Annotated in this window: 29 protein-coding genes and 2 pseudogenes; 12 read left to right on the top strand and 19 right to left on the bottom strand. The window is 74.8% G+C overall.

The genetic code is table 11. The features are described 5' to 3' along the window. Positions 1–12 precede the first annotated feature (12 nt). The 4 genes and pseudogenes from PUR71_RS02275 to PUR71_RS02265 all read right to left on the bottom strand — a co-directional run bounded on the left by PUR71_RS02275 (position 13) and on the right by PUR71_RS02265 (position 2583). On the bottom strand, positions 13–420 hold the full coding sequence (locus PUR71_RS02275; RefSeq protein ID WP_329924591.1) for a hypothetical protein: 408 nt from the start codon (positions 418–420) through the stop codon (positions 13–15). Between the two features lie 32 nt (positions 421–452). Beyond that, positions 453–767: pseudogene (locus tag PUR71_RS40975) on the bottom strand (hypothetical protein); the annotation flags it as partial. A 66-nt stretch (positions 768–833) separates the two neighbouring features. Continuing rightward, positions 834–1556 carry a helix-turn-helix transcriptional regulator gene (locus tag PUR71_RS02270; protein WP_329924590.1) on the bottom strand — a complete coding sequence of 241 codons (723 nt, stop codon included), beginning with the start codon at positions 1554–1556 and terminating at the stop codon, positions 834–836. Positions 1557–1581: 25 nt separating this feature from the next. Next, a complete protein-coding gene (locus PUR71_RS02265; RefSeq protein WP_329924589.1) occupies positions 1582–2583 on the bottom strand; it encodes an alpha/beta hydrolase in 1002 nt (333 codons plus the stop codon). A 151-nt stretch (positions 2584–2734) separates the two neighbouring features. On the opposite strand from PUR71_RS02265, the gene PUR71_RS02260 reads away from it, so the two are divergent. Beyond that, positions 2735–3112, top strand: a complete 378-nt coding sequence (locus tag PUR71_RS02260; protein WP_329924588.1) for a nuclear transport factor 2 family protein — start codon at positions 2735–2737, stop codon at positions 3110–3112. A gap of 1 nt (position 3113) precedes the next feature. Here PUR71_RS02260 and PUR71_RS02255 read toward each other — a convergent pair whose 3' ends face one another. Further along, on the bottom strand, positions 3114–3581 hold the full coding sequence (locus PUR71_RS02255; RefSeq protein WP_329924587.1) for a hypothetical protein: 468 nt from the start codon (positions 3579–3581) through the stop codon (positions 3114–3116). 127 nt (positions 3582–3708) lie between these two features. Continuing rightward, entirely contained in the window at positions 3709–4311 is a 603-nt protein-coding gene (locus tag PUR71_RS02250) for a PH domain-containing protein (RefSeq protein ID WP_329924586.1), read from the bottom strand. 185 nt (positions 4312–4496) lie between these two features. On the opposite strand from PUR71_RS02250, the gene PUR71_RS02245 reads away from it, so the two are divergent. The 3 genes from PUR71_RS02245 (at position 4497) to PUR71_RS02235 (ending at position 7077) form a co-directional block, all read left to right on the top strand. Next, a complete protein-coding gene (locus tag PUR71_RS02245; RefSeq protein WP_329924585.1) occupies positions 4497–4943 on the top strand; it encodes an XRE family transcriptional regulator in 447 nt (148 codons plus the stop codon). 269 nt (positions 4944–5212) lie between these two features. Further along, positions 5213–5791 carry a ParH-like protein gene (locus tag PUR71_RS02240; protein ID WP_329924584.1) on the top strand — a complete coding sequence of 193 codons (579 nt, stop codon included), beginning with the start codon at positions 5213–5215 and terminating at the stop codon, positions 5789–5791. Then, positions 5788–7077: an MAB_1171c family putative transporter gene (locus PUR71_RS02235; protein ID WP_329924583.1), complete on the top strand. Its 1290-nt coding sequence runs from the start codon at positions 5788–5790 to the stop codon at positions 7075–7077. Before PUR71_RS02240 ends, PUR71_RS02235 begins: the two co-directional genes overlap by 4 nt. 141 nt (positions 7078–7218) lie before the next feature. Here PUR71_RS02235 and PUR71_RS02230 read toward each other — a convergent pair whose 3' ends face one another. From PUR71_RS02230 to PUR71_RS02200, 7 genes are all read right to left on the bottom strand, one after another. Further along, positions 7219–7641, bottom strand: a complete 423-nt coding sequence (locus PUR71_RS02230; protein WP_329924582.1) for a hypothetical protein — start codon at positions 7639–7641, stop codon at positions 7219–7221. Between the two features lie 76 nt (positions 7642–7717). Next, positions 7718–8470, bottom strand: coding sequence for a helix-turn-helix domain-containing protein (locus tag PUR71_RS02225; protein ID WP_329924581.1), 753 nt, complete (start codon positions 8468–8470; stop codon positions 7718–7720). A 38-nt stretch (positions 8471–8508) separates the two neighbouring features. Further along, the gene (locus PUR71_RS02220) at positions 8509–8793 is read right to left on the bottom strand and encodes a hypothetical protein (RefSeq protein ID WP_329924580.1); all 285 of its coding nucleotides are present in this window, start codon (positions 8791–8793) and stop codon (positions 8509–8511) included. A 696-nt stretch (positions 8794–9489) separates the two neighbouring features. Then, entirely contained in the window at positions 9490–10287 is a 798-nt protein-coding gene (locus PUR71_RS02215; RefSeq protein WP_329924579.1) for a hypothetical protein, read from the bottom strand. Between the two features lie 562 nt (positions 10288–10849). After that, positions 10850–11194, bottom strand: a complete 345-nt coding sequence (locus PUR71_RS02210; RefSeq protein WP_329924578.1) for an ester cyclase — start codon at positions 11192–11194, stop codon at positions 10850–10852. Beyond that, positions 11188–11658: a carboxymuconolactone decarboxylase family protein gene (locus PUR71_RS02205; protein WP_329924577.1), complete on the bottom strand. Its 471-nt coding sequence runs from the start codon at positions 11656–11658 to the stop codon at positions 11188–11190. Before PUR71_RS02205 ends, PUR71_RS02210 begins: the two co-directional genes overlap by 7 nt. A 133-nt stretch (positions 11659–11791) precedes the next feature. Then, positions 11792–12682, bottom strand: coding sequence for a LysR family transcriptional regulator (locus PUR71_RS02200; RefSeq protein WP_329924576.1), 891 nt, complete (start codon positions 12680–12682; stop codon positions 11792–11794). Between the two features lie 155 nt (positions 12683–12837). Between PUR71_RS02200 and PUR71_RS02195 the strand changes: the two genes are divergently transcribed. Beyond that, on the top strand, positions 12838–13623 hold the full coding sequence (locus PUR71_RS02195) for an NAD(P)-dependent oxidoreductase (protein WP_329924575.1): 786 nt from the start codon (positions 12838–12840) through the stop codon (positions 13621–13623). Between the two features lie 65 nt (positions 13624–13688). On the opposite strand, the gene PUR71_RS02190 is transcribed toward PUR71_RS02195, so the two are convergent. Then, positions 13689–14423 carry an alpha/beta hydrolase family protein gene (locus tag PUR71_RS02190; protein ID WP_329924574.1) on the bottom strand — a complete coding sequence of 245 codons (735 nt, stop codon included), beginning with the start codon at positions 14421–14423 and terminating at the stop codon, positions 13689–13691. 116 nt (positions 14424–14539) lie between these two features. Here PUR71_RS02190 and PUR71_RS02185 point away from each other — a divergent pair. The 3 genes and pseudogenes from PUR71_RS02185 to PUR71_RS40970 form a co-directional block, all read left to right on the top strand. Continuing rightward, positions 14540–14728 (top strand): annotated as a pseudogene (locus PUR71_RS02185) (SflA family class IV lanthipeptide); the annotation flags it as partial. Between the two features lie 134 nt (positions 14729–14862). Beyond that, positions 14863–15135: a hypothetical protein gene (locus PUR71_RS02180; RefSeq protein ID WP_329924605.1), complete on the top strand. Its 273-nt coding sequence runs from the start codon at positions 14863–14865 to the stop codon at positions 15133–15135. Then, the gene (locus tag PUR71_RS40970) at positions 15063–15515 is read left to right on the top strand and encodes a class III lanthionine synthetase LanKC N-terminal domain-containing protein (protein WP_443077323.1); all 453 of its coding nucleotides are present in this window, start codon (positions 15063–15065) and stop codon (positions 15513–15515) included. The genes PUR71_RS02180 and PUR71_RS40970 overlap by 73 nt, the downstream gene beginning before the upstream one ends. Positions 15516–15566: 51 nt before the next feature. Here the strand turns inward: PUR71_RS40970 and PUR71_RS02175 are convergent, their stop codons facing one another. Next, the gene (locus tag PUR71_RS02175) at positions 15567–16154 is read right to left on the bottom strand and encodes a hypothetical protein (RefSeq protein ID WP_329924573.1); all 588 of its coding nucleotides are present in this window, start codon (positions 16152–16154) and stop codon (positions 15567–15569) included. 235 nt (positions 16155–16389) lie between these two features. On the opposite strand from PUR71_RS02175, the gene PUR71_RS02170 reads away from it, so the two are divergent. Continuing rightward, positions 16390–17229, top strand: a complete 840-nt coding sequence (locus PUR71_RS02170) for a BPL-N domain-containing protein (protein ID WP_329924572.1) — start codon at positions 16390–16392, stop codon at positions 17227–17229. Positions 17230–17408: 179 nt separating this feature from the next. Here the strand turns inward: PUR71_RS02170 and PUR71_RS02165 are convergent, their stop codons facing one another. From PUR71_RS02165 to PUR71_RS02150, 4 genes are all read right to left on the bottom strand, one after another. Continuing rightward, positions 17409–17960, bottom strand: coding sequence for a hypothetical protein (locus tag PUR71_RS02165; RefSeq protein WP_329924571.1), 552 nt, complete (start codon positions 17958–17960; stop codon positions 17409–17411). 42 nt (positions 17961–18002) lie between these two features. Next, positions 18003–18461, bottom strand: coding sequence for an NUDIX domain-containing protein (locus PUR71_RS02160; protein ID WP_329924570.1), 459 nt, complete (start codon positions 18459–18461; stop codon positions 18003–18005). Positions 18462–18543: 82 nt separating this feature from the next. Next, positions 18544–18795, bottom strand: a complete 252-nt coding sequence (locus PUR71_RS02155; protein WP_329924569.1) for a hypothetical protein — start codon at positions 18793–18795, stop codon at positions 18544–18546. Continuing rightward, positions 18795–19040: a hypothetical protein gene (locus tag PUR71_RS02150; RefSeq protein ID WP_329924568.1), complete on the bottom strand. Its 246-nt coding sequence runs from the start codon at positions 19038–19040 to the stop codon at positions 18795–18797. The genes PUR71_RS02155 and PUR71_RS02150 overlap by 1 nt, the downstream gene beginning before the upstream one ends. Before the next feature lie 221 nt (positions 19041–19261). Here PUR71_RS02150 and PUR71_RS02145 point away from each other — a divergent pair, with 221 nt between their 5' ends. The 3 genes from PUR71_RS02145 (at position 19262) to PUR71_RS02135 (ending at position 20638) form a co-directional block, all read left to right on the top strand. Further along, positions 19262–19936, top strand: coding sequence for a DUF5919 domain-containing protein (locus PUR71_RS02145; protein ID WP_329924567.1), 675 nt, complete (start codon positions 19262–19264; stop codon positions 19934–19936). Positions 19937–20003: 67 nt separating this feature from the next. Further along, a complete protein-coding gene (locus PUR71_RS02140) occupies positions 20004–20228 on the top strand; it encodes a hypothetical protein (RefSeq protein WP_329924566.1) in 225 nt (74 codons plus the stop codon). A gap of 206 nt (positions 20229–20434) precedes the next feature. Further along, complete coding sequence (locus PUR71_RS02135) at positions 20435–20638, top strand: hypothetical protein (protein ID WP_329924565.1); 204 nt, start codon at positions 20435–20437, stop codon at positions 20636–20638. Positions 20639–20664 lie beyond the last annotated feature (26 nt).

The following is a 20664-nucleotide window of genomic DNA, read 5'->3' as shown; positions in this document are numbered from 1 at the left end:
CGGCGCCGGCTCCTACCGGTCCTCGGGTCCGGCGGCCCCGGCGCGGGCGGCGGCCGCCTCCAGCAGGGACCAGCCGTCGAGTTCCACCGCGCGCCGCTGCCCCGGGTGCCATCCGCGGGCGGTGGCCGCGTCGAGCAGGGCCCGGACGGCGCCCGGCTCGTGCAGGTTCAGGCAGGCGCCCCGCGCGTACCCGACGTCCCCGGAACCCAGCGGGGCCCCGCCCACGTAGCGGTCCGGGCCCTTGGCGAAGACGATGCGCAGCGGGCCGCCGGTGCCGGCCGGCTGGGGGTGCAGCGTGAGGGTCTCGCGGCAGTGCGCCGGGCGGCCGCCGTCCAGCGCGCGGTGGCTGTGGCGCAGGGTCCACACGTAGGCGCGCCCGTCGGCGACCAGGCGGCGGGGTTTTCTCGGATCACGGGGCACGCGGGCGAGGGTACGCGCAGTGCCACGTGCTCGGCGGCCACCCGCAGGGCCTCTTCCCTCGTCATGGGCGGGGCGGGGACGCTCAGTTCCACGGTGTCGAAGCCCGCGCGGAGGACGCGGACGTTCGCCCGACAGCCAGGGGCGGAAGTCCGGCGAGCGCTCGAGCGGGGCGAGCGGCAGCGGCCACAGTCCGGTGCGCGGGTGGGCGCGGTGGAGCGTCTCCCACAGTCCGGGGGCCGGCGCCGCGTCGCTGACCCACATCGCGGGCGCGTCGCGGGCGCCGACGACACGGCCCGGCGGCGGATCGGGGCAGTCGGCGTGGACACGGCGAGGTCCACGTGGCTCATGCCGCTCACCCTAGGCGCGGGCACCGACAGCAGGGCGAGAGGATTCCCGCCCCGTCCGTCGTGCCTTCACGCCCCCGACCGCAGCGGGTCCAGGGCCGCCGGGGGGATCGCGGCCGCGGCGGCGGAGCCCTGGAGGAGGTCGGCCAGGGTGTGGGGCGGGGAGGGTTCGGTGGTGGGGGTGGCGGCCGTGATGCGGTCGAGGCGGAAACCGCGGCCGGCGTGGCGGGTGCGGCACCAGGCGATGAGGTACCACGTGCCGCCGGCGGTGAGCAGTCCGGCGGGTTCCACCTCGCGTTCGCTGGTGCGGCCGGCCGCGTCGACGTAGGACAGGCGCAGCACGGTGGCGTCGGTGAGGGCCCGTTCGACGGCGGTGCGCACCGGCTCCTCGGTGCGCGCCGCCGGCAGGGCGACGATGCGGGCGGCGAGGTCGCGGGCGGCGGTGGCGGCGGGGCCGGTGATGGTGGCGGCGATCTTCTGGGAGGCGGTGCGGGCGGCGCCGGCGTAGGGAGCGCCGGGGTCGGCGGCGGCGAGGGCGGCGACCAGGGCGCAGGCCTCGTCGGTGGTGAAGCGGATCGGGGGCAGGGTCATGGCCCGGTCGATGGACCAGCCGCCGCCGCGTCCGGTGGTGGCGCGGACGGGGACGCCGGCGTCCATGAGGGCCTGGAGGTCGCGTTGGACGGTGCGGGTGCTCGTCTCGAACCGGGCGGCGAGCGCCGCGACCGTCAGCGGTCGCGGCGCCGCGGCGCGCAGTTCTTCCACCAGGGCGTAGAGGCGCGGGGTGCGGTTCACGGCGCCGACGCTACCGTCCGGGTCCTCACGCGCCGGCCAGGAAGTCGCGCTCGCGCCGGTGTTCGCGCTCGGTGACGGTGAGCGGGAACAGGGTGAATCCGTGCATCGCGCCGGCGACGACGCCGAGGTGGGCGCGTGCGCCGGCGGCCTGCCAGCGGGTGGCGAGGAAGAGCGAGTCGTCGAGGAGGGGGTCCTCGGTGCCGACGACGATGCGGGCGGGCGGCAGGCCGGTGAGGTCGGCGTGGAGCGGGGACAGGGCCGGGTCGCGGCGCCGTTCGGCGTCCAGGCCGGGGGTGCAGAGCTCGTAGGTGCCGCGCAGGGAGTCGGTGTTGCTGAGCAGTTGCCGGGAGCCGAAGAGGCGCTGGCTGGGGGTCATCGACAGGTCGTAGGGGCCGTAGACGAGGTTGGCGGCGCGGAAGGCCCCGGTGACGCCGTGGCGGTCGCGCAGGCGCAGCAGGGTCAGGACGCTGAGGTGGGCGCCGGCGGATTCACCGCCGATCATCAGGCGCCGGGTGCCGAACTCGGTTTCGGCGTGGTCGACGAGCCAGCGGGCGGCGGCCTCGCAGTCGTCGGGCCCGGCGGGGAAGGGGTGTTCGGGGGCGAGGCGGTAGTCGACGCTGAGGACGGCGAGGCGGGTGCGCCGGGCGAGGTGCCACAGCCGCTGGTCCTGGCCGTCGGCGGAGCCGAACGCCCAGGCGCCGCCGTGGATGTGGAGGTAGACGCCCTCGACGTGCTCGGGGACGAAGGCCCGCACGCCGACCCCGCCGGGGAGGATCCGGTCCTGGGCCTGCGGCAGGCGCACGGGCGGGGTGTCGCCGCCGAGGCGGTTGGCGCGCAGGCGGGCGAGGGTGGCGGCGTCGAGGGCGGTGGAGCGGGAGGGGCGGGTCGCGGCGGCGGCCTCGAACTGGGCGTTGAAGGCGAGGGTCTCGGCGAGGCAGTCCTCGTCGGTGAGGGCGGCGAGGGCGGTGGTGGCGGTCGTCGTTGCGGTCGTCGTTGCGGTCGTCGTGGTCATCGCGGTGATCGTCATGCGTCGATGATCACGCCCGTCCGCGACAACACCATGTCACCCTTTTCGGGTGTCCTGCGTCACACTTCCGCCGCCTGCCCGCCGCGGACTTGCGGCAGTACCGACGCCGGCGTGGGACGGGCGCACGCGAAGCGGCTGGTATTACTGGGGCATGCAGGAAGAGACCGCACGCTCCGCGATCGACACGTTCATCTCGGCCTTCAACGCCTCGAACGACAGCTATGTGACTGCCCTGCTCCCGCAGGCCCTGACCTCGGACGTGGTGTTCTGGGGGCCGTTGGGTCGCAGCGAGGGGATCGCGGCGGTCGAGCGGTTCGTGCTGGACATCCGGCGCCACCCGGCGGGGACCGGCACGATGGTGCGCTGCTCAGCGGTGGACATGCCTGACGAATGGGCCCGGTACCAGTGGGTCTTCACCACGCCTGACGGAGGCCCCCGCCTGGCGGGAACGGATGTCGTCCATCTGCGACGGAGCCTCATCGACCAGATCATCGTCTTCGCGGGGGAGATCCAGCCGTTCGCCCCCTGAGTCATCCGTCTGACGCCGCCGGGCGGGTCTCGGTGGGGCGGCCGTAGGAGGCGGCGGAGGACGTCGTGCGGATCGCCCGTGGGGCGGTGGGGGCGGCCGGGGTCATGGGGGCGCCGACGGGGCGGAGGGCGCGCAGGGCGGTGGTGGGCTGATCCAGGCGCAGCACGAGGTTGGGGTAGTCGAGGGGCTTGCCGGGGAAGTGGCGGTCGCTGCTGGTGAGCAGGCGGCTGCGCAGGCCGGCGTGGTCGGTGAGCGGGCCGGTCGTGGTGCGCTGGTTGGGTTCCCAGGTGCGGCCCCAGGCCAGGTGTTCCAGGGCGAGCGTCCAGGTGTCCTCGTCGACCTCCAGGGTGGCGCCGGGCCGGCCGGGGACGACGCGGGTGCCGTGGGGGCCGCGGACGACGGCGCGCTGTTCGAAGTCGGCGTCGCGGGTGAGGACGGTGATGCGCCACGCGCCGTGGAAGGTGAGCATGGGACAGCGGCTCCCTGGCCTCTCGCGCGCTGCCGGCCGGCGCGCTCCTGCCTGCGTCAACGGGCATGGGCGGGCGGCGCGTTCAACGGCAGCGCGTTCAACGGCGCCACGGTCAGCGGCGCCGCGTTCAGCGGCGGCCCAGCGGGGGCCTGCCGTGGGCGGACAGGACGAGGGCGGCGTAGTGGGGGGCGTCCAGGCGCACGCCGTGGCGGTCGAGGAGGGTGAACAGGTCGGCGAGCTCGGGGGGTTCGGTGCCGCGGGGAAGGCGGTCGCCGGTGGTGGGGAGGGTGCCGAGGGCCGGTCCGCAGCCGGTGCGGCGGGTGGTGGTCAGGCGCAGGCGCAGCGCCAGGCGGGGGCTGCCGCTCTCGGAGTCCTCGCCGAAGTCCATCTCCAGGCCGGTGACGTCCTGCCAGCGGTAGCGGCGGCTGAGCAGGAGGCGGGTGAGGGTGAGTCCCTGTTCGTCGGCGCGCAGGCGGAAGGTGCGGGGGGCGGGCAGCGCGACGGCGGCGGCGGTGACGAGCAGCAGGGACGGGAGGACGCCGAGGTGCTCGACGGCGCCGCTCTCGGCGAGGGTGAAGGCCAGCAGCAGGCCGGCGAGGCTGCCGAGGGCCCAGCCGGCTCCGCGCCACAGGAAGCCGAGGCGCACGGTCGAGGCCGGGCCGTCGGTGACGGTGGGGTACGGGCTGTTGTCGGCGGTGTTGTCGGCGGTGTTGTGCACGGCGTCGTTCACGAACCTCCCGGGCCGGCGGTCAGATCGGCCAGGATGGCACCCGCCACTCCACCGGTCAACTGGCATGGAAGAGTTGACGCACGGCATCCACCCGGGCTCATTGCCTTGAGCTATGGTGATCGAGCAGGGTGTCCTCCGTTCACCCAGGCTGAGGCGCGGAGGTCACGGGCGGGAGAGGGGTTGCCATGGCGGAGTCGCCCCGCGAGGACGGGCCGGTCGAGACGTCCGGGCTCGCGGCCAGGATCGAGGCGCTGTTCCAGACGGTCCGCCGGCCGGACCGCGAGCAGTACACCAACGAGGAGGTCGCCCGGGCCTGCCGCGAGGCGACCGGCGAGTCCTTCTCCACCACCTACCTGTGGCAGCTGCGCACCGGGCGCCGGGACAACCCGACCAAGCGTCACCTGGAGGCGCTCGCCCACTTCTTCCAGGTGCCGCCCGCCTACTTCTTCGACGAGCGCCAGGGCGCGGAGATCGCCAAGGAGCTCGCCCTGCTCGGCGCGCTGCGCGACGCGGGCGTGCGCAGCCTGGCGCTTCGGGCGGTCAACCTCTCGCCGGAGGGGCTGGACACGGTCAGCGAGCTGATCGACGTCATCGCCCGCCGGGACTCCGCCCGCCGCCCGGCCTCCTCGTGAGGCGTCCCCGAAGATGACGCGTTCCTGACGGTCCCCCGGCGGCAGGTGTCCTCGGGGCAGGCATCTTCGGCCGGCGTCTTCGGACAGGCGTCTTCGGCCGGCGTCTTCGGGACGAGTCCGTGACGAAGTCCGCAGAACTCCGGGAGACTTCCGGGCGACTCAACTGACACAGGGACGAGTCACGGCGACGGACCGCGGCCGGGGGGCGCGGCGCGGCGGCGGGTCGTGGGGACGACCGGCCGGGGGCCGGATGGCAAGGAGGACACACCGTGCGGGTTGCGTGGGGCGGCGGCGACGGTTACCGGGCGGTACTGCGGCGGTGCCGGCGGATGGCGCAGGAGCTGGACCTGCCGGCGCCGTTCGACCCCGCCGTGCTCCTGGACCGGCTCGCCGCCCGGCGCGGGCGGCCCATCGAGCTGGTGCCGGTCGCCGCGCGCCCGAACCTGCCGTGCGGGCTGCTGGTGTCCACGGCGGAGGCGGACTACATCCTGTACGCGGCGGACACCAGCCCGCTGCACCGCCGGCACATCCTGGTGCACGAGATCGCGCACCTGCTGTTCGACCACGCCGGTTCGGCGCCGATCACGCCGGTGTCCTCGCAGGCGCTGCTGCCGCACCTGTCCCCCGCGCTGGTCCAGCGGGTGCTGGGGCGCACCGGGTACGACGAGCCGCAGGAGCGCGAGGCGGAGCTGCTGGCGTCGCTGATCCTCAGCCGTGCGGCGAAGGCCGACGCGGCGGCCCGCCCGGGTTCGACGCCGGCGCTGGACACGCTGCTGTCGGCGCCGCCGCCCTCCGGCTCCGGCTCCGGCTCCGAGAGCGGGGGCGGGGGCGGGGGCGGGCGGCCGTGAGCGAGCTCGCGCTCTACCCCGTCGCCGCGTTCTTCGTGTTCAACGCCTGCCACCTGGCGCGCAGCACCCGCGACGCCCGTAACGCGCGCAGCCCGCGCGACGGCGCCCGCGGCGGGTGGGCCGGGCCGGGTGCCGCCACCCGCTACGCCTGCTACTGCACCGCCTTCCTCGGCGCGGCCCTGCTGCTGCTCGCGCCGCCCACCGTCGCCGGCGCGGCCCGGCTGCTGAGCCTGGCGGGCCTGCTCGCCTCCCCCGCGCTGCTGCCCGTCCTGCTCGGCGACGCCCTGCACCTGTGCGCGACCGGCGCGATCGCCCTGCTCACCGTCGCCCTGGCCTCCGCTGAGCCGGCCCGGACCGCCGTGCGGCGCCAACTCGGCGTCCTGGCAACGGTCCTGGCGCTGTGCGCGGTGCTCATCACGGCCGCCGACCCGGGCGTGACGAGCGGCGATCTCACCGTCGCCCCCGCCGGACGGCCCTACCTGGCCGCGTACAACGCGCTGCGCACCCTGTACATCGCCTACCGCCTCACCGCGCTGCTGCGCCAGGTCGCCCGCCGGGCGCGCGCCACCGCCCGCGGGCACCGGCGCACCGGGCTGCGCCTGCTGACCCTCGGGCTGGCCGTGGGCCTGGTCTGGGACGCCTGGGGCATCGACGACGTCGTGGACGCGGCCACCAGCGGCGCCCAGAGCGCGGGCGAGGACAGCGCCTCCGCCGTCCTCGGGCTGCTGTGCGCGGCGCTGCTGGCGGCGGGCCTGTCGACCGCGCTGTGGCCGGCCGTGCTGACGCCCGTGCGTGGGTGGCTGCGGGCCCACCGGCACTACCGGTCGCTGACCCCGCTGTGGACCGAACTGCACACCGTGCTGCCGGAGATCGCGCTCGCGCCCGCCCGCCGGCTGCTGCCCCGGCGGCTGCCGCCGCGCGATGCGCAGTTCGCCCTGTACCGGCGGATCATCGAGATCCACGACGCGCGCCTGATCCTTCGCCACCACCTCGACCCGCGCACCCCGCAGTGGCTCACCGCCGCCGCCCGCCGCTTCCCTCCGCCGGAGGCCCTGGTCGCGGCGACGGCGGAGGCGGCCGCGCTGGCCGCCGCCCTGGAACGGGTGGCCGCCGGCGCCGTGCCCGCCCCGGCCGCCCCGCGGGCCGTCCCGCCCGCCGAACCGCCCTGCGCCGCACTGGAGTCGGAGGCCGACCGCCTCGTCGACCTCGCCCGCGTCTACACCACCTCCCCGGCCGTCGCGGCCGTGCGCATGTACGCCCGCGCGGCGCGGCCGCTGCCGTCGTGAGGAGGCCCCGAGCTGATCACGGCGGGCGGCCGGGGGGCGGTGGCGCCTGTTCGCCGTCGCCTCGGGAGCGGATCGTCGAGCAGTGGTGGCGACCCGGGCCAACGCGTCGTGCCTGCAGTGGAGTTGGCGAGTGGTGGCGGCTCACCCCGGTCTCCGCGCCGACGCCAGCGAACGCAACCGGGCGTGCACGGCGGCCGGTTCGGTGCCCGTGAGGGCGGCGATCCGGTCGGCGGGCAGGTCGAGGGCGAGGTGGAGCAGCAGGACGTCCTGCTGGGGTGCGGTGAGGTGGGCGACGGGGCCGAGTGTGCGGGGGCCGGCCAGGGTGCAGACGCGGTCGCGGACCGCCTGCCAGGCGCAGGCGGCCGGGCTCGCGGTGGCGAGGGCCTCCAGCCAGCGCCCGGCGAGGTCCTCGAAGGCGCCCTGGACGGCGAGTCGCGCCTCGGCCGGGGAGAGCAGCAGGGCGGCGTAGGCGAGGTAGTGCCGCCGGTGGAGGTCGTGCAGCGCCCACAGGCCCAGGGCGGGCGCGGGGGCGGTGACGGCCGCGGGGGTGCGTCGTATTGGCATGAGTGTTCCCGTGGTGGCGCGGGCGGGTCGGGCCCGCGGCCGGGTTCCTGGTGGGTGTCCCGGCCGCGGGCCCCGGTCACACGAGAACCGGCGGGCTGTCCCCGGTGTCCTCGGCCCGGTCCGCGGCGTGGCTGTTGCGCAGCGTGACCCACAGCTTGAGCAGGTTCTCGGTGGAGATGCCGCCGCTGGAGTTGCGCATGGCGCGGGTGAACTCCCGCTGGTAGGTACGGGGGGTGACGGACACCGGGGTGCGGGCGATGGCCGCCCGGTCCCAGGCCGTCGCCCACAGTTCCCGGCGGGTCTCGCGGACCCCGCAGACCTCCATGTAGGTGCGGAACACCGGCTTGTGCAACGGCGCCTCGCCCTTGAGGACCAGGGCCAGGGTGCTGGAGGGCAGGCGCGCGCCCCTGGCCCGGGCCCGGCGGTCCAGTTCCTCCAGGGCCGGCCAATCGGCCTTGCGCCGCATCTCGTGCATCGCGCGGCGCAGGTCGGCGAAGGAGTCGACCTGCTCGGGGTGCAGGGGTCTGGGCGCCCTGCGGCGCTGGGGCCCCGGCGGGCGCGGCACGTGCGCCCAGTAGTTGGCCTGCGCCCATTTGCGGCGGGCGGCCCTGAGGTCCCCGCCGCATTCGCGGGTGAAGGCCTCGACGACCGTCCAGTTGGGCACGGTCCGCCCGCCGGCGGCCCGTTGCAGGGTGGTGGGATGGTAGTTGGTGCGGGCGGCGAGCTGCCGGTACGTCAGCCCGGCCCGTTCGCGCTGCTCGCGCAGCCACGCGGCCAGCCGGCCCAGTGCCGGGTCACTCGCCGCGACCGGTTTCTCTCTGCGTCCCATCGCGGGGGTCTCTCGCAGACGTTTCTCGCAGGCGTTCTCTAGGCCCGCTCCCGCCGGAGCCTGAGTCCCAGCAGCAGCCCGCCGGTGGCCAGTTCGAGCGCGGCCTGGGCCGACAGGCCGGCCTCCACCAGGACGGCCGCCGCGGCGACGACCACGGTCACGACCACCACGATCACGACCGTCTCGACGGGTCCGGGTCCCCACGGCCACCGGGGCCGCCGGGGGCGCCGCACGGACTGCCGCATGGTCTGCCGCGGGCGCGGCGCGGTGACGGCGTCGGCGACGCATCGGGCCGGGGTGCGCTTCTTCCGTTTCCTCGTCATCGACGAGACCTCCTATAGCACTGTCACTCCAACAGACGGACGTCTTCCCGTGGTTGGCGTCACCGGAAGGGCCCGTGCGAGGTAACACTCTGTCAGGCGTATGGGTGATTCCCAATCGGTTCGGTGAACGTCGCGCAGATTGATGCGACCGCGTCCCGCCCCCTGCCCGCCATCCCGGACGATCTCGGTCACGAACGCGCAGGCCGCAGTGTCGAAACCGATAATTGATGCGCTTTCGTGCAACATCCCCTTGTAGGCCGCCCTGGCCGGATGTGACGATTTGCAGCGGCGTCGTCCGGACCCGCGGGTCCGGAGCCCGGGGGCGCTGTTCACTCCAACACATTTCGGGAACACCGGCAGCGGGCCGTGTTGGCGCATGGGCCCGCCCGAGCAGCAGAGACCGCCCGGCCCCGACAGGGGCGAGCGGTCTCTGTGCGTTGTCCGTGGTCCGGCAGGTGGCCGCCCGCCGTCGCCCGGCATGCTGAAGTCCGGTGGACGTCCCGCTCCCGGCGCTCGACGGGAGCGGGCCGTGCCGGGCGGTGCGAGGGGCCGGCCCGGTCCGTCGGACGTCGACGGCTCCCACGGGGCCGGCGTGCGCGTGGCAGCCGCAGCCGACGCCGTGGAAGGTGTCCTGCGTGGGCCGGTTCTCCCGGGTGCTGCGCCTCGGGCGGGACACGGGTCGGCGCGGGACACGGGTCAGCGCGGGCGGTACCTCCGGTACCGGACGTACAGCACGATGCACGTGATCGCGCCGACCGCGCACACCGGCAGGCTCAGCCCGACCGCCATGATCACGCCGTCGCTGACACCCTGCACGGTCTTCTCGACCGTCATCCCGCTCGCGTCGGTGTACCTGCGGGTGACGTCCGCGTGGCTCGCGAGGTAGGCGACCATCGAGACGCCCACCGCCAGGAACGCGAACGCCCCGCCCAGGAACCAGCCGCCCGCCTTCTCCTGCCACTCGTCCCCGGCCAGCCGCCGCGCGTGCGGGCTGTGCTGCAGCACGGCGCGGCCCAGGCCAAAGGCCCCGGCGGCGTGCCCGTCGATGTGCAGGCGCGCGCCGCCGTCGAGGGCGAGGCGGCAGCGGTAGTCGTTGCCCAGCCGGCGGGCGAGGCCGTGGATCCTCGGGGTCCCGGGGATCGTGATCGACACGACCTGGTCCCACTCCCAGCCCACCGCGCCGCGCCGCGAGCCGTGGACGAGCCCGCGCTCGCGGACCTCGAAGTACTCCCCCGCCCCGCCCCGCAGCGCGCGCCACGCCTGCGTCACGGCGACGTACAGCGCGCCCAGGGACAGGCCGATCACGAGGCCGATCACCCGGCCGCCGCCCGAGCGGCCGTCGTCCACGGTGAGCAGCGCCCACAGCCCCAGCCAGCCGGTGGGCACGGCCAGCACCAGCGCCCACACGGCGTTGTGCCACCGCGCCCGGGTGTCCACCCGGTGCCTGCTGAGCACCGCGCCGAACAGGTCCGTCATGTCCGCCTCGCCGATCATCCGCACAGTGAAGCACCGCCGCCGCACCCGCTCAAGGGCGGGGGCCCGCTCCCGATCGGTGCCGGTACGCCGGCGCCGGCCTCACCGACCTGCGCTACGCGCCACTGCGCGCCGCCTACGAGGAGGCCGCCGCCCTGCTCGGGCACGACCCGGGCGCCCTGGAGCACGCGGTGTGGCGCTTCGGGGCGGCGTGAGCGGGCGCCGGGGGCCGGGGCCGATCGGGCGACGAACGGGGCCTACCGCCCCGGTAGCGCGCGAGGTCCCGCCGCGGCCTCCTCGGCCGCGGCGGGACGGTGGCCGCCGGCTCTCAGCACTGCGGCCGACGGCCGTGGTTGGCTCCGCGCCTGGCCCGCGCCTTCTTCTTGCGCCGCCTCTTCGATGACATGACACCGTTCCTCTCTCCAGGACCGCCCCCTGCGTCCCACCGTTCCACACCGGCCCGAAACGGGCCTGTCGAGCCGGGGAGGGCGCCGGAGGCGGCGAGCCCCTTCCGATCCCCGGCCGGCCTCCCCCGGCGGCCGATCGCCGACCGACGGGTGGGCTTCCGGCGCCGGGGCGGGTGTCACCGTCCCGGCGGGCCGCCCAGGGGCGGCAGGACGCCGATCTGCTGGAGCAGGCCGAGTTCGTCCTTGCCGGACCACTTCTCGGCGAGTTTCCCGTCCGCGCTGCGGTGGATCACGACGGCGGTCATCGTCATCGGGTTGCCAGTCGCCGGGGCACCGGGCAGGTCGCCGCGGTGGATCCCGGTGGCGGTCAGGCGGGTCACCGCCTTGTCGCCCTCGGCGATCTGGTCCTCGATGCGGTGGGTGCCGGGGGTGGCGTCCCAGAACAGCCGGAAGGCCTCCTTGAGGCCCGCTCGTCCGGGCGCGACCGGGAAGGGCGGCGGGTGGTGGGGACGGCTCACCACTGGCCGGGCCGGTAGTTCCCCGCCGGGACACGGCAGATGACGTTCAACCGGTTGTAGGCGTTGATCAGGGCGATCGTCGACACCAGGGAGGCGAGCTGCTCCTCGTCGTAGTGCTTGACGGCGTTCTCCCACACCGCGTCGCCCACCCCGCCGGCGGCGTCGGCGATGCGGGTGGCCTCCTCGGTCAGCGCCAGGGCGGCCCGCTCGGCGTCGGTGAACACGGTCGCCTCGCGCCAGGCGGCCACCAGGTTGAGGCGCTCGGGCGTGTCGCCGGCGTGCACGGCGTCCTTGTAGTGCATGTCGGTGCACATGCCGCAGCCGTTGATCTGGCTGGCGCGCAGCAGCACCAGCTGGGTGGTGGCGTAGGGCACGCCCGCGTCCTTGAGGGCGGCGCCGGCCGCGTTGATGTGCTTGACGAACTTCGCGCCGGTGGCGGTGGCGTAGTAGTTGAAACGGGCTTCCATGGCGGGCTCCTCTGGTCGGTGCGTTCGCTGTCGCGTGCGCCGTTCGCGGTTGCTTTCACTACCCCGACCCCTCCCGCGCCGCGGATGTGACATCCCCGGCCCGCCGCCCGCCGTGACCTGCGTCACGCCCGGTTCAGGCCCGGGCCGCCTCGCGCAGGTGGACGAGGAAGGCGGCGGCGGCCGGGGGCGGGTGGTGGCCGCGGCGCACGGCGGTGAAGACCTGCCGCACCGGGGTGTCGTCGGGGTGCAGGGCGACGAGCGCGATGTCGGGGCGGGCGGCGCGCGCGGCCAGGGACGGGATGAGGGCGGGGCCGAGCCCGGCGGCGACCAGGCCGAGCTTGGCGCTCCAGCCGGCGACGGCGTACTCGACGCGCGGGCGCAGGCCCTGGCGCACGAAGGCGGCCAGCAGGGTCGTCTCGATGGTGCGGCGGGCGGCGATCCAGGGCTCGTCGGCGAGTTCGGCCAGGCGCAGGCGCCGGCGCCGGGCGAGGCGGTGGTCGCGGGGAAGGGCCACCAGGACCGGGTCGTCGGCGAGCGGCTGCAGGTCGAACTGCTCGTGGTCGTAGGGGTGTTCGGGGTAGGAGGCGACGACGGCGAGGTCGATGTCGCCGTCCGCGAGGCGGGTGAGCAGGCTCGCGGAGAGGCCTTCGGTGAGCGAGAGGGCCACCTCGGGGTGGGCGGCGCGGAAGGCGGCGAGGGCGGCGGGCACCAGGGCGGCGTTGGCGCTGTCGAAGGCGCCCAGGCGCAGCCGGCCGGTGCCGAGTTCGGTGAGGGCGGTGAGTTCGCGGCGGGTGGAGTCGAGGCGTTCCAGCAGGGCCTCGGCGTGTGGGAGGAGGGCGCGGCCGTGTTCGGTCAGGCGCACGCCGCGGGCGAGGCGGTCGAACAGCGGGGCACCGAGTTCGGCTTCGAGGGTGGAGATCTGACGGGAGATCGCCGATTGGGTGAAGCCGAGGTGCTCGCCGGCGGCGGTGAAGGAGCCGAGGCGGGCGGCGGTGCGGAAGACGTCGAGCCAAGCCATGTCCATGGGGCATGGGTACCATGCGAGACATTCGTTTGTCGCCTGGCTCGGGGCTGCCTAGCGTGGTGGCCATGAACAGCGAGCACGCTTCCTCCGCGTCCCTTTCCGCTCCCTTCCCCGAGCCCTCTCCCGCGCCTTTCCCCGAGCCCTCTGCCGCGCCCTTGCGGAAGATCGCCTTTCTCGGCCTGGGCCGCATGGGCCTGCCGATGGCCCGTCGACTGGCCGCCGCCGCACTGCCGTTGACCGTCTGGAACCGCAGCCCCGAGCGCGCCGGCGCCCTGCCGTGCGCCGCGAGCCCGGCCGAGGCGGTGGAGGGCGCGGACGTCGTCATCACGATGCTCGCCGACCCGGCGGCGGTGGAGGAGGTGGCCGGGCGCTTCCTCGGGCACCTGGCGCCGGGGGCGCTGTGGATCGACATGTCCTCGGTCGGGCCACGGGCGGTGGCCGCGCTGCGCGGACGGCTGCCGGCCGGGACGTCCCTGGTGGACGCTCCGGTGCTGGGAAGCGTCGGGCCGGCCGCGGAGGGCACGCTGACGGTCTACGCGGGCGGCGAGCCGGGCGACCTCGACCGGGCGCAGCCGGTGCTGGAGCACTTCGGGCGCGTGCTGCGCTGCGGCGGGCCGGGTGCGGGCGCGGCGCTGAAGGTCGTGGTGATGGGCGCGGTGGTGGCCGGGGTGACGGCGCTCGGCGAGGCCCTGGCGGTGGCGGACGGGTTCGGGCTGCCGCAGGAGCTGGCGCTGGAGGTGCTGGGGCGCGGGCCCCTCGCGGGGGTGGTGGCCCGTGCCCGCAGCCGGGAGTCGGACTTCCCGGTGCGCCTGGCCGCCAAGGACCTGGCGCTGGCGGGCGGCGGCCGGGTGCTGACGGCGGCGCACGAGGTGCTGCTGTCGCACCCGGCCATCGCGGAGGAGGACCTGTCCCGGGTGGTGGAGGCGATCCGCCGGGGCTGAGGGCCTACGGGGGCGGGGCTGTCCGGGGGGCTGTCCGGGGGGCTGTCCGGGGGGCTGTCCGGGGGCTATCCGGCGCGGCCCTCCAGCCAGCCCGCCGCGGCCGCCCAGCTCGCGTGCTGCGGGTCCACCACCTGGAAGTGGTCGGTGCCCGCGTGCTCCACGTACGTCACCGGGTCCCCTCCCGCCTTCGCGGCCTCGACGTAGGCGCGGCTGTGGGTGACGGGCACGCGCTGGTCCTGGTCGCCGTGGACGATCAGGTGGGGGCGGCCCAGGGGGAGGCGGTGGAGCGGGGAGGCCTCGCGGTAGCGGGCCGGGTCGTCCTCGTAGGGGGTGGCGACGAACAGCGGGGTGGCGCCCTCGCCCAGGCCCTCGGCGGCGCAGCGCGGCAGGTCGGTGATCGGGGCGAGCGCGACGACGGCGTTGACGAGGCCGGCGGCTGCCGTCAGCAGGGCGAGCTGTCCGCCGGCGGAGTGGCCGACGGCGATCGACGGGAGGTCGGCGAGGGCGGGGCGCACGGCGTGGGCGGCGGCGACCGCGTCGAGGACGTCGGTGAGGGTGTGCGGCCAGCCTCCGCCGTCGCCGCCGGTGCGGCGGTACTCGATGTTGGCCACGCACCAGCCGCGGTCGGCGAGGTCGGCGGCGAGGCCGTCCATGAGGTGGAGGTCATGCCGGTCGCGCCACCAGCCGCCGTGCACGGTCACCGCCAGGCCCCGGGCGGGCGGGCCCTGCGGGTCCGCGTCCCACAGCTCGACGAAGTGACTGGGCGCGCTTCCGTAGCGCACGACCTCACGCTTCTGCATCCGTTTTATCCCTCACCCACATAGACCAACGGCACGTCGGTGGCCAACGGTACCGCTCCGAACGCGAAGCAGGTGGCGTCACACCACTGAGACAGGCACACGGGGGTTAGTACGATGTGCGGACCGCAAGGCGCCACCCCCCTGGATGGGAGGAACTGCCCGTGTCCGTGCCCGTGTTGGAGATCCGTGACGCCGGTCCGCTGGACGTCGACGAGGACGCCTCGGTGTTCGAAGACGAGTTCGACGCCGCTCTCGCCCCGGCGGCCTGTCCCGCCGATCCGTTCGTCACCTGGATGCCGACGCGCTTCCGGTGCGGCGGCGACTTCCGATCCGTGCGACCGCACGACACGTACGTCCCGCACGGCATGATCGACCAGCGGGTGAGCGCCGCACTCCGGGTACGGGGGCGCTCACCCGCCCGGCGTTTCACGGGGGTTCGGTGCGGGAGCAGCCGACGGAGCACCTCGCGCAGGCCGCCCGCCTGGTGGCGCGGGCGCCGCAGGGCGGCGGGCGGCGGCGCCTGCACGCGGACGGGCCGTGGCTGTACCTGCACGACCCCGCGATGCCCGCGCTCGACCACGGCTGGACGCTGCACCTCTCGGCCCGCGCGCCTCCCAACTCCCGCTCCTGCTGGACCTGGTGGTGCCGGTGCTGCTGCGCCGTACGTGCGACGCGAAGGTCGCGGCGGGCGCGGGCGTGCTGGGCGCGATGAACTCCGGGGCGCACGGGGCGGCGGCCGTCGGCGAGGCCGTCACGGTGTACCCGCGCGAGGGTGAAGCCGTCGCGCTGGGCGAGGAGTTGGCGCGGCTGCTGGCCGGGGGGGACGGCCCGCGGCGGCCCGGCGGGAGGACCGCACGCCGGCGGCCGGGCGGCTCGCCGCCGACGGGCCCGGGGTGGTCGTCGCCGACACCCCGGCGGCCACGGCCCTGTGGGAGAGCCACACCCCGGCCGCCCCGCGCACCACCGCCCCCGGCGCCGCAGCAACCACCCCGCCCCGCAGGGACCTGGACCCGGCCGCCTCGGGCACCGCCGGCGGCCCCGGCCCCGGGCCCATCTCCCCCGGCGCCGCAGCGACCACCGCGCTCCGAATGAGGGCCGCGCCGGGACCTCGACCACCGGCGGGAAGGGGCCGGGCCGCTTCCCTCAGCCGGTCGTCGGCGACGGTTCCAGCGGCGGAGGATCGGCGACCAGGCGGGTCCGGCGGCGGGCGCCTTCCACCCGGGCCTGCGTCGTCGGCGTGTTCCAGGAGCGTGCCCAGCTCTCCGCCTGTTCCGCGGGCCACAGGAAGTGGGCGCCGAACTCCTTCTCCTCACCGGGTTCCGCCCCTGTCAGCGCACGCAGCAGCGCCGGGCTGTAGACGGCACGGACCCGGAAGTTCGTCAGGAACCGGCGCTCGATGACGATCCGCATGTACCGGCGGCTGGTACCCCGATGACGCCCGGCCACGATGACCCGCTCGCCGCCGTCACCCCAGGCCGGCGGCGCGATCCACACCTTCGCCCCCGGCGCGAAGTGCCGCAGCCCCTTGCGGATCTCCAGCCCGCCCTCGCCGTGGCTGGTCTCCTGAGCGACATTGGCCACGAGACATATGCCCAGCGGCTCCGGTCCGTTCGTATCCGTCATGGCCGCCATGATCGCCGAGTCCGGGCGTCGTGGCCTGGGATTTTCGGGCCGGCCCGTGAAACCCTCGGACAGCCCGGGGATCTCACCCCCGGCCACCTCGAGCACCACCGCCCCGACCCTGCACCGCATCCCCCCTTTCCGCCATGGCCACGCGCACGCCGCCCGGCCGGTTGTACACCCACCGCCATCACCCCGTAGCGTCATCGCTGCACGCCGCACCCACGGGCCCCAGAGGCCCCACGGGCCCGCGGCGGCGTCGGGGGAACGACCTTTGAGCGCACGACCATTGAGGGCACGACGTTGGGGGCACGACGTTGAGGGCACGACGTTGGGGGAACAGCCGATGACGCGTGGGCGCCGTCCCACCCGGGCCGCGGCGGCACTGGGCCTGGCCGCCGCACTGCTGGCGGCGAGCACCGGCTGCGCAGCGCCGCAGGCCGACGACCGCTCGCAGGACGCCGCGCCCGCGCCCACCGCGCCGGCCGCCGCCCCCGCGAGCACGGACCCGGCCCGCCCCCTGGCCGTCGTCTACCGGGGCCCCGCCGCGTGCGACGGCTGCTCCGAGGCCGCACAGGACCTGCTGGAGCGCAACGGCTTCACCGTCCGCTTCATCGGCCCCGACGAGGACCTGCGCTTCGGCCCCTCCGCGCTGACCGGCGCCGCCCTGTACGTCCAACCCGGCGGCACCAACGGCCAGGAGGTCACCACCGCGTGGGACCTGCTGCGCCGCACCCCCGGCTTCCGCCCCGAGCTGATCCGCGACTACGTGCGCGGCGGCGGACGCTACCTGGGCCTGTGCATGGGCGGCTACCTCGCCGGCGACCCCGGCTACGACCTCCTTCCCGGCGACTCCGGCGAGTACATCAAGTCCCCCGGCGCGAGCGTCACCGACGACAAGGACCGCCTCGTCGACGTCAGCTGGCGCGGCCACAAGCAGCCGATGTACTTCCAGGACGGCCCCTACTTCGACCTCGACGGCCCCGGCGCCGACGTCCTGGCCCGCTACACCAACGGCCGCATCGCCGTCGCCGTCGCCGCCTACGGAACCGGCCGCGTCGCCGTCAGCGGGCCCCACCCGGAGGCGCCCGCCGACTGGTACCGCAGCTACCGCCTCACCGACGTCTCCGCCACGGGCCTGGGCCTGGGCGAGGACCTGCTGAAGACACTGATGGCCACGCCGTAACGGGAATGCTCCGGCGGCTCAGCCGGCGGCCGGGGTCCAGCGCGGATCCCGGCCCGAGAACGCCGGCAGCCGCTGCGCCGCGCCCCGGACTGCGGGCATTGGCCCCCTCGGCGCCGGTGCACGGCGTCGGCGCCGCCGTTCGGCACATTCGGCCCCGGCCCCGCCCGCGCCCCACCTGCCTAACGGCACACGTCCTGCTGCTGCCCGGTGACGACGGCCTGCGCGAGCTGGCCGAGGGCGCGGTCGAAGGCGGTGGAGTCGGCGTGCGCCCTGGGCCGGATCGGGGCCTGGGCGAGGACGGTGGCGCTGACGACGTCCGTGCGGCTGCCCGCCCAGTACTCGGTCACGCCGGACCCGCCGCCCCCGGTGATCGGCCCGCGCCCCACCAGGGCCCGCAGGTCGTGCCCGTCGGTGGCGGACGGCTGGTCGGGCCCGAGGCCGAACAGGACGATGCTCAGCGCCTCCTGGCCGTCGACGGAGATCGTGCAGGACGTCTGCGCCCCCTGCCCGTTGCCCGCCGCCTGCACCTTGCGCTCGTCGGCACCCGGACGGCCCTTGGGCAGCAGCGTGCCGAGCGGGGTGCCCTTGGCGCGGGGCTGGCCGCAGAGGGTCTGCGCGAGGTCGGACTCCCCGGCACCGAAGGCCAGCAGGGCCCCGCCGGTCCCGAGCCCGGCAACGACGAGCGCCCCGACGCCCAACACCCAGGGCCGGTACCCCGTGAGCCTCAGCATTCACATTCCTTCTGCCGTTCGTACACGCGATCGGCGCGAAGCTTAAGCACGCTGCCCACACAGAAGTAACGGAACCACCCGCCCCACCAGCGCCTCCCCCACCCGCGCGGCCTGCGCGGGCGCCATGACGGCGGGCAGTCGGGCGACGGGGACGAAACACGCCCCGAGCAGCCCGGTGCGGCGCCGGGAGGGGGCGGAGGGCTCGGAGGTGGTGGTGCCGCCGTCGATGACGAGGTTGAGGCGCTCCAGGTAGCGGTCGGCGGGCGTGTAGTCGACGGTGAGGAGGTGGGTGAAGCGCAGGGCGATGCCGGTGGCGTCGAGGAGATGGCGGGCGGCGGCCTCGTGCGGCGGCTCGTCGGGACGGGCGGCGCCGCCGGGCAGGATGAGGCCGTCCATGTAGTCGGGGTCGACGAGCAGGACGTCGCCACGGGGGTTACGGACGAGGGCGAGGCAGCCGAGCCGGCACACGGGCGGCTTGGCGAGGAGCCGAGGGTCGCGCATGGAGGAGTGCTACTTCCTGTTCCGGAAACACCAGTTGATCAGGACGGCGAAGCACAGCAGCCAGAGGAGACGGGCGGCGAGGTCAGCCGCCGTCATCCGTCAGCCGCTCGAAGTGCAGCCCCTTGCGGAGCAGTTCGACGATCCGCTCCACCTCGCAGGCACGGGCGGCCCCGAGGGAGATCAGATAGCAGCCCGTGCGGCGCCCGAAGTCCCAATCCACTTCGAGAGACGGCAACTCGACGCCACGGAGGGCGAGAACGGCCGCCAAGTCGTCGGCGACGAGGGCGGCTTCACGGCGCTGATCGGCAGTAGCGCGGCTGAGGGCGGACCCCATCACTCCCCCAGCCTCTTGTGCACCTCGAAGACCCGCCACGCGGAGAAGGCGGCACAGAAGGAGCGGAAGGAGGCGAGTTCACCGGTGGAGTGGCTGCGCAGCCACTCCCCCGTGACCTCGTTGCGCACCCGGTAGCACCGGGCGTCCGGGTCCCAGCGAACCCCGTACCCGGGGAGCTCGCGAAGCGCCCTTCCGGCAAGCCTCCGGGACGGCCCGGACACGTCCTCGATCGCAACTGCTTCCATCTGCACGACTCCCATCACGTGGCCTACGTGAGGATCATCGGCACCCATACGGCCTATAGACGTTCCATCTCACGGACAGCTGGCATCTCTTGGCGCTATCGTCCAAGAAAGCCCAAACGTCTCAGGACTCCCCCTTGAATACTGCGCTTCAGCAAGGTATGGCGGCAGCTCGGGTGTCACCCCGTCAACTGGCGGCCCGGATCGGTGTTACACCTAAGACCGTGGAACGCTGGCTCTCTGATGCGTCTCTCGTGCCGCATCAGCGGAACCGTATCGATGTCTGCGCGGCTTTAGGGGTTGATGAACGCGTGATCTGGCCGAACACCGTCCGGGCGAACGTCAAGACCGGGCACGACCGGGAGGTCTTCGCTGTCTATCCCTACCGATCGGCCTGCCCGCAGTCGGTGTGGGGGCACTTGATCGCCGAGGCTCGGACCGACATCATCCTCGCGGGATACACCAACTACTTCGTCTGGCTGGAGCAGCCCGCTCTCCTGCAAACCCTTCGCCGCAAGGCCGACGGCGGCTGCCGAATCCGTTTCCTCCTCGGGGATCCCGGATCCGACACGACCCGCCAGCGCGAGCGGATCGAGGACGTGACCCTCACCGTGTCAACACGGATCAGGATCACGCTGGAGAACCTCGCCAAGCTCACCGGCACCGACGGCATCGAAACCCGCTTCAGCGCCCCGGACGACGGCCCCAATCACATCGGGCTCTCGGTATTCCGCTTCGACGAGCACGCCCTCGTCACGCCCCACCTCGCCCGCGCCGTCGGCCACGACTCGCCCATGATGCATCTGCGGCGCAGCGAGGAGAGCGGCATGTTCGACCGCTTCGCCGAGCACGTCGAGGAACTCTGGTCCCGGGGCACCGACATCCACCCCGCCGCCTGAACCGACCCAGCACAGGACGTCGGTCCCGCCCACTTCCCGCTCCCCGGCCCTGCTCCCCCTCCCACTCGTGATCAACGACGCCGAGGACGGCCTCCGCCGCCAGGTCCGCGAGGAGACGGGGGTCGAGGTCTCCGTCGGCCGACTGGCCGGCGTCTACAGGAACATGCCGCGCGGCATCGTCGCGCTCGTCCTCCGCCGCCACCCCGATAGCCGCTGCGAACGTCTCTGCCACGCGTGGATGGCGAAGGGGGGCGGAGGAGCGGGAATCCGGCAGGGCCGGCGTCTTGGGTGAGCCGGTGGCCCGCCGTGGGAGCGGATGCGAAGCTGATCACGCCGAACCAGGGCTTGGCGCGGGAGAGTTGGGGGTAGAGTCGGGGCGGGTCACTGGATGTCGGCTCTGGCCGGAGACTTCATGCGCGTGAGCGCGTGGGGTGCCCAGTTCGTGTCGCCGTCCAGCACACAGCTCCCCTTCGGGGGACTTCATCTGGAGGTCGACGCATGCCCGCGTGGCTGTCACGCCCGTTTCTGACCGCGCTGTTCGCCCTGCCGCTCCTGGCCGTCGTGCTGTTGTCCGCTCCGGCCTGGCTGAGCTGGCCCTTCCTGCCGCCCGGGCGGCAGGACGTCGTGCTGGCGGTGCTCGACCGCCTGGTCCAGTGGACCCGCGCCAGCGGCGCAGCGGGCCGGGCCGTGGCGGTCGAGTAGGTGATGGCGCCCTTTAGGGTGACCGG

Origin of the sequence: Streptomyces sp. SP17BM10, from assembly GCF_036322405.1 — a bacterium.
Classification (GTDB): domain Bacteria; phylum Actinomycetota; class Actinomycetes; order Streptomycetales; family Streptomycetaceae; genus Kitasatospora.
This window is presented reverse-complemented; position numbering and strand designations above follow the sequence as displayed.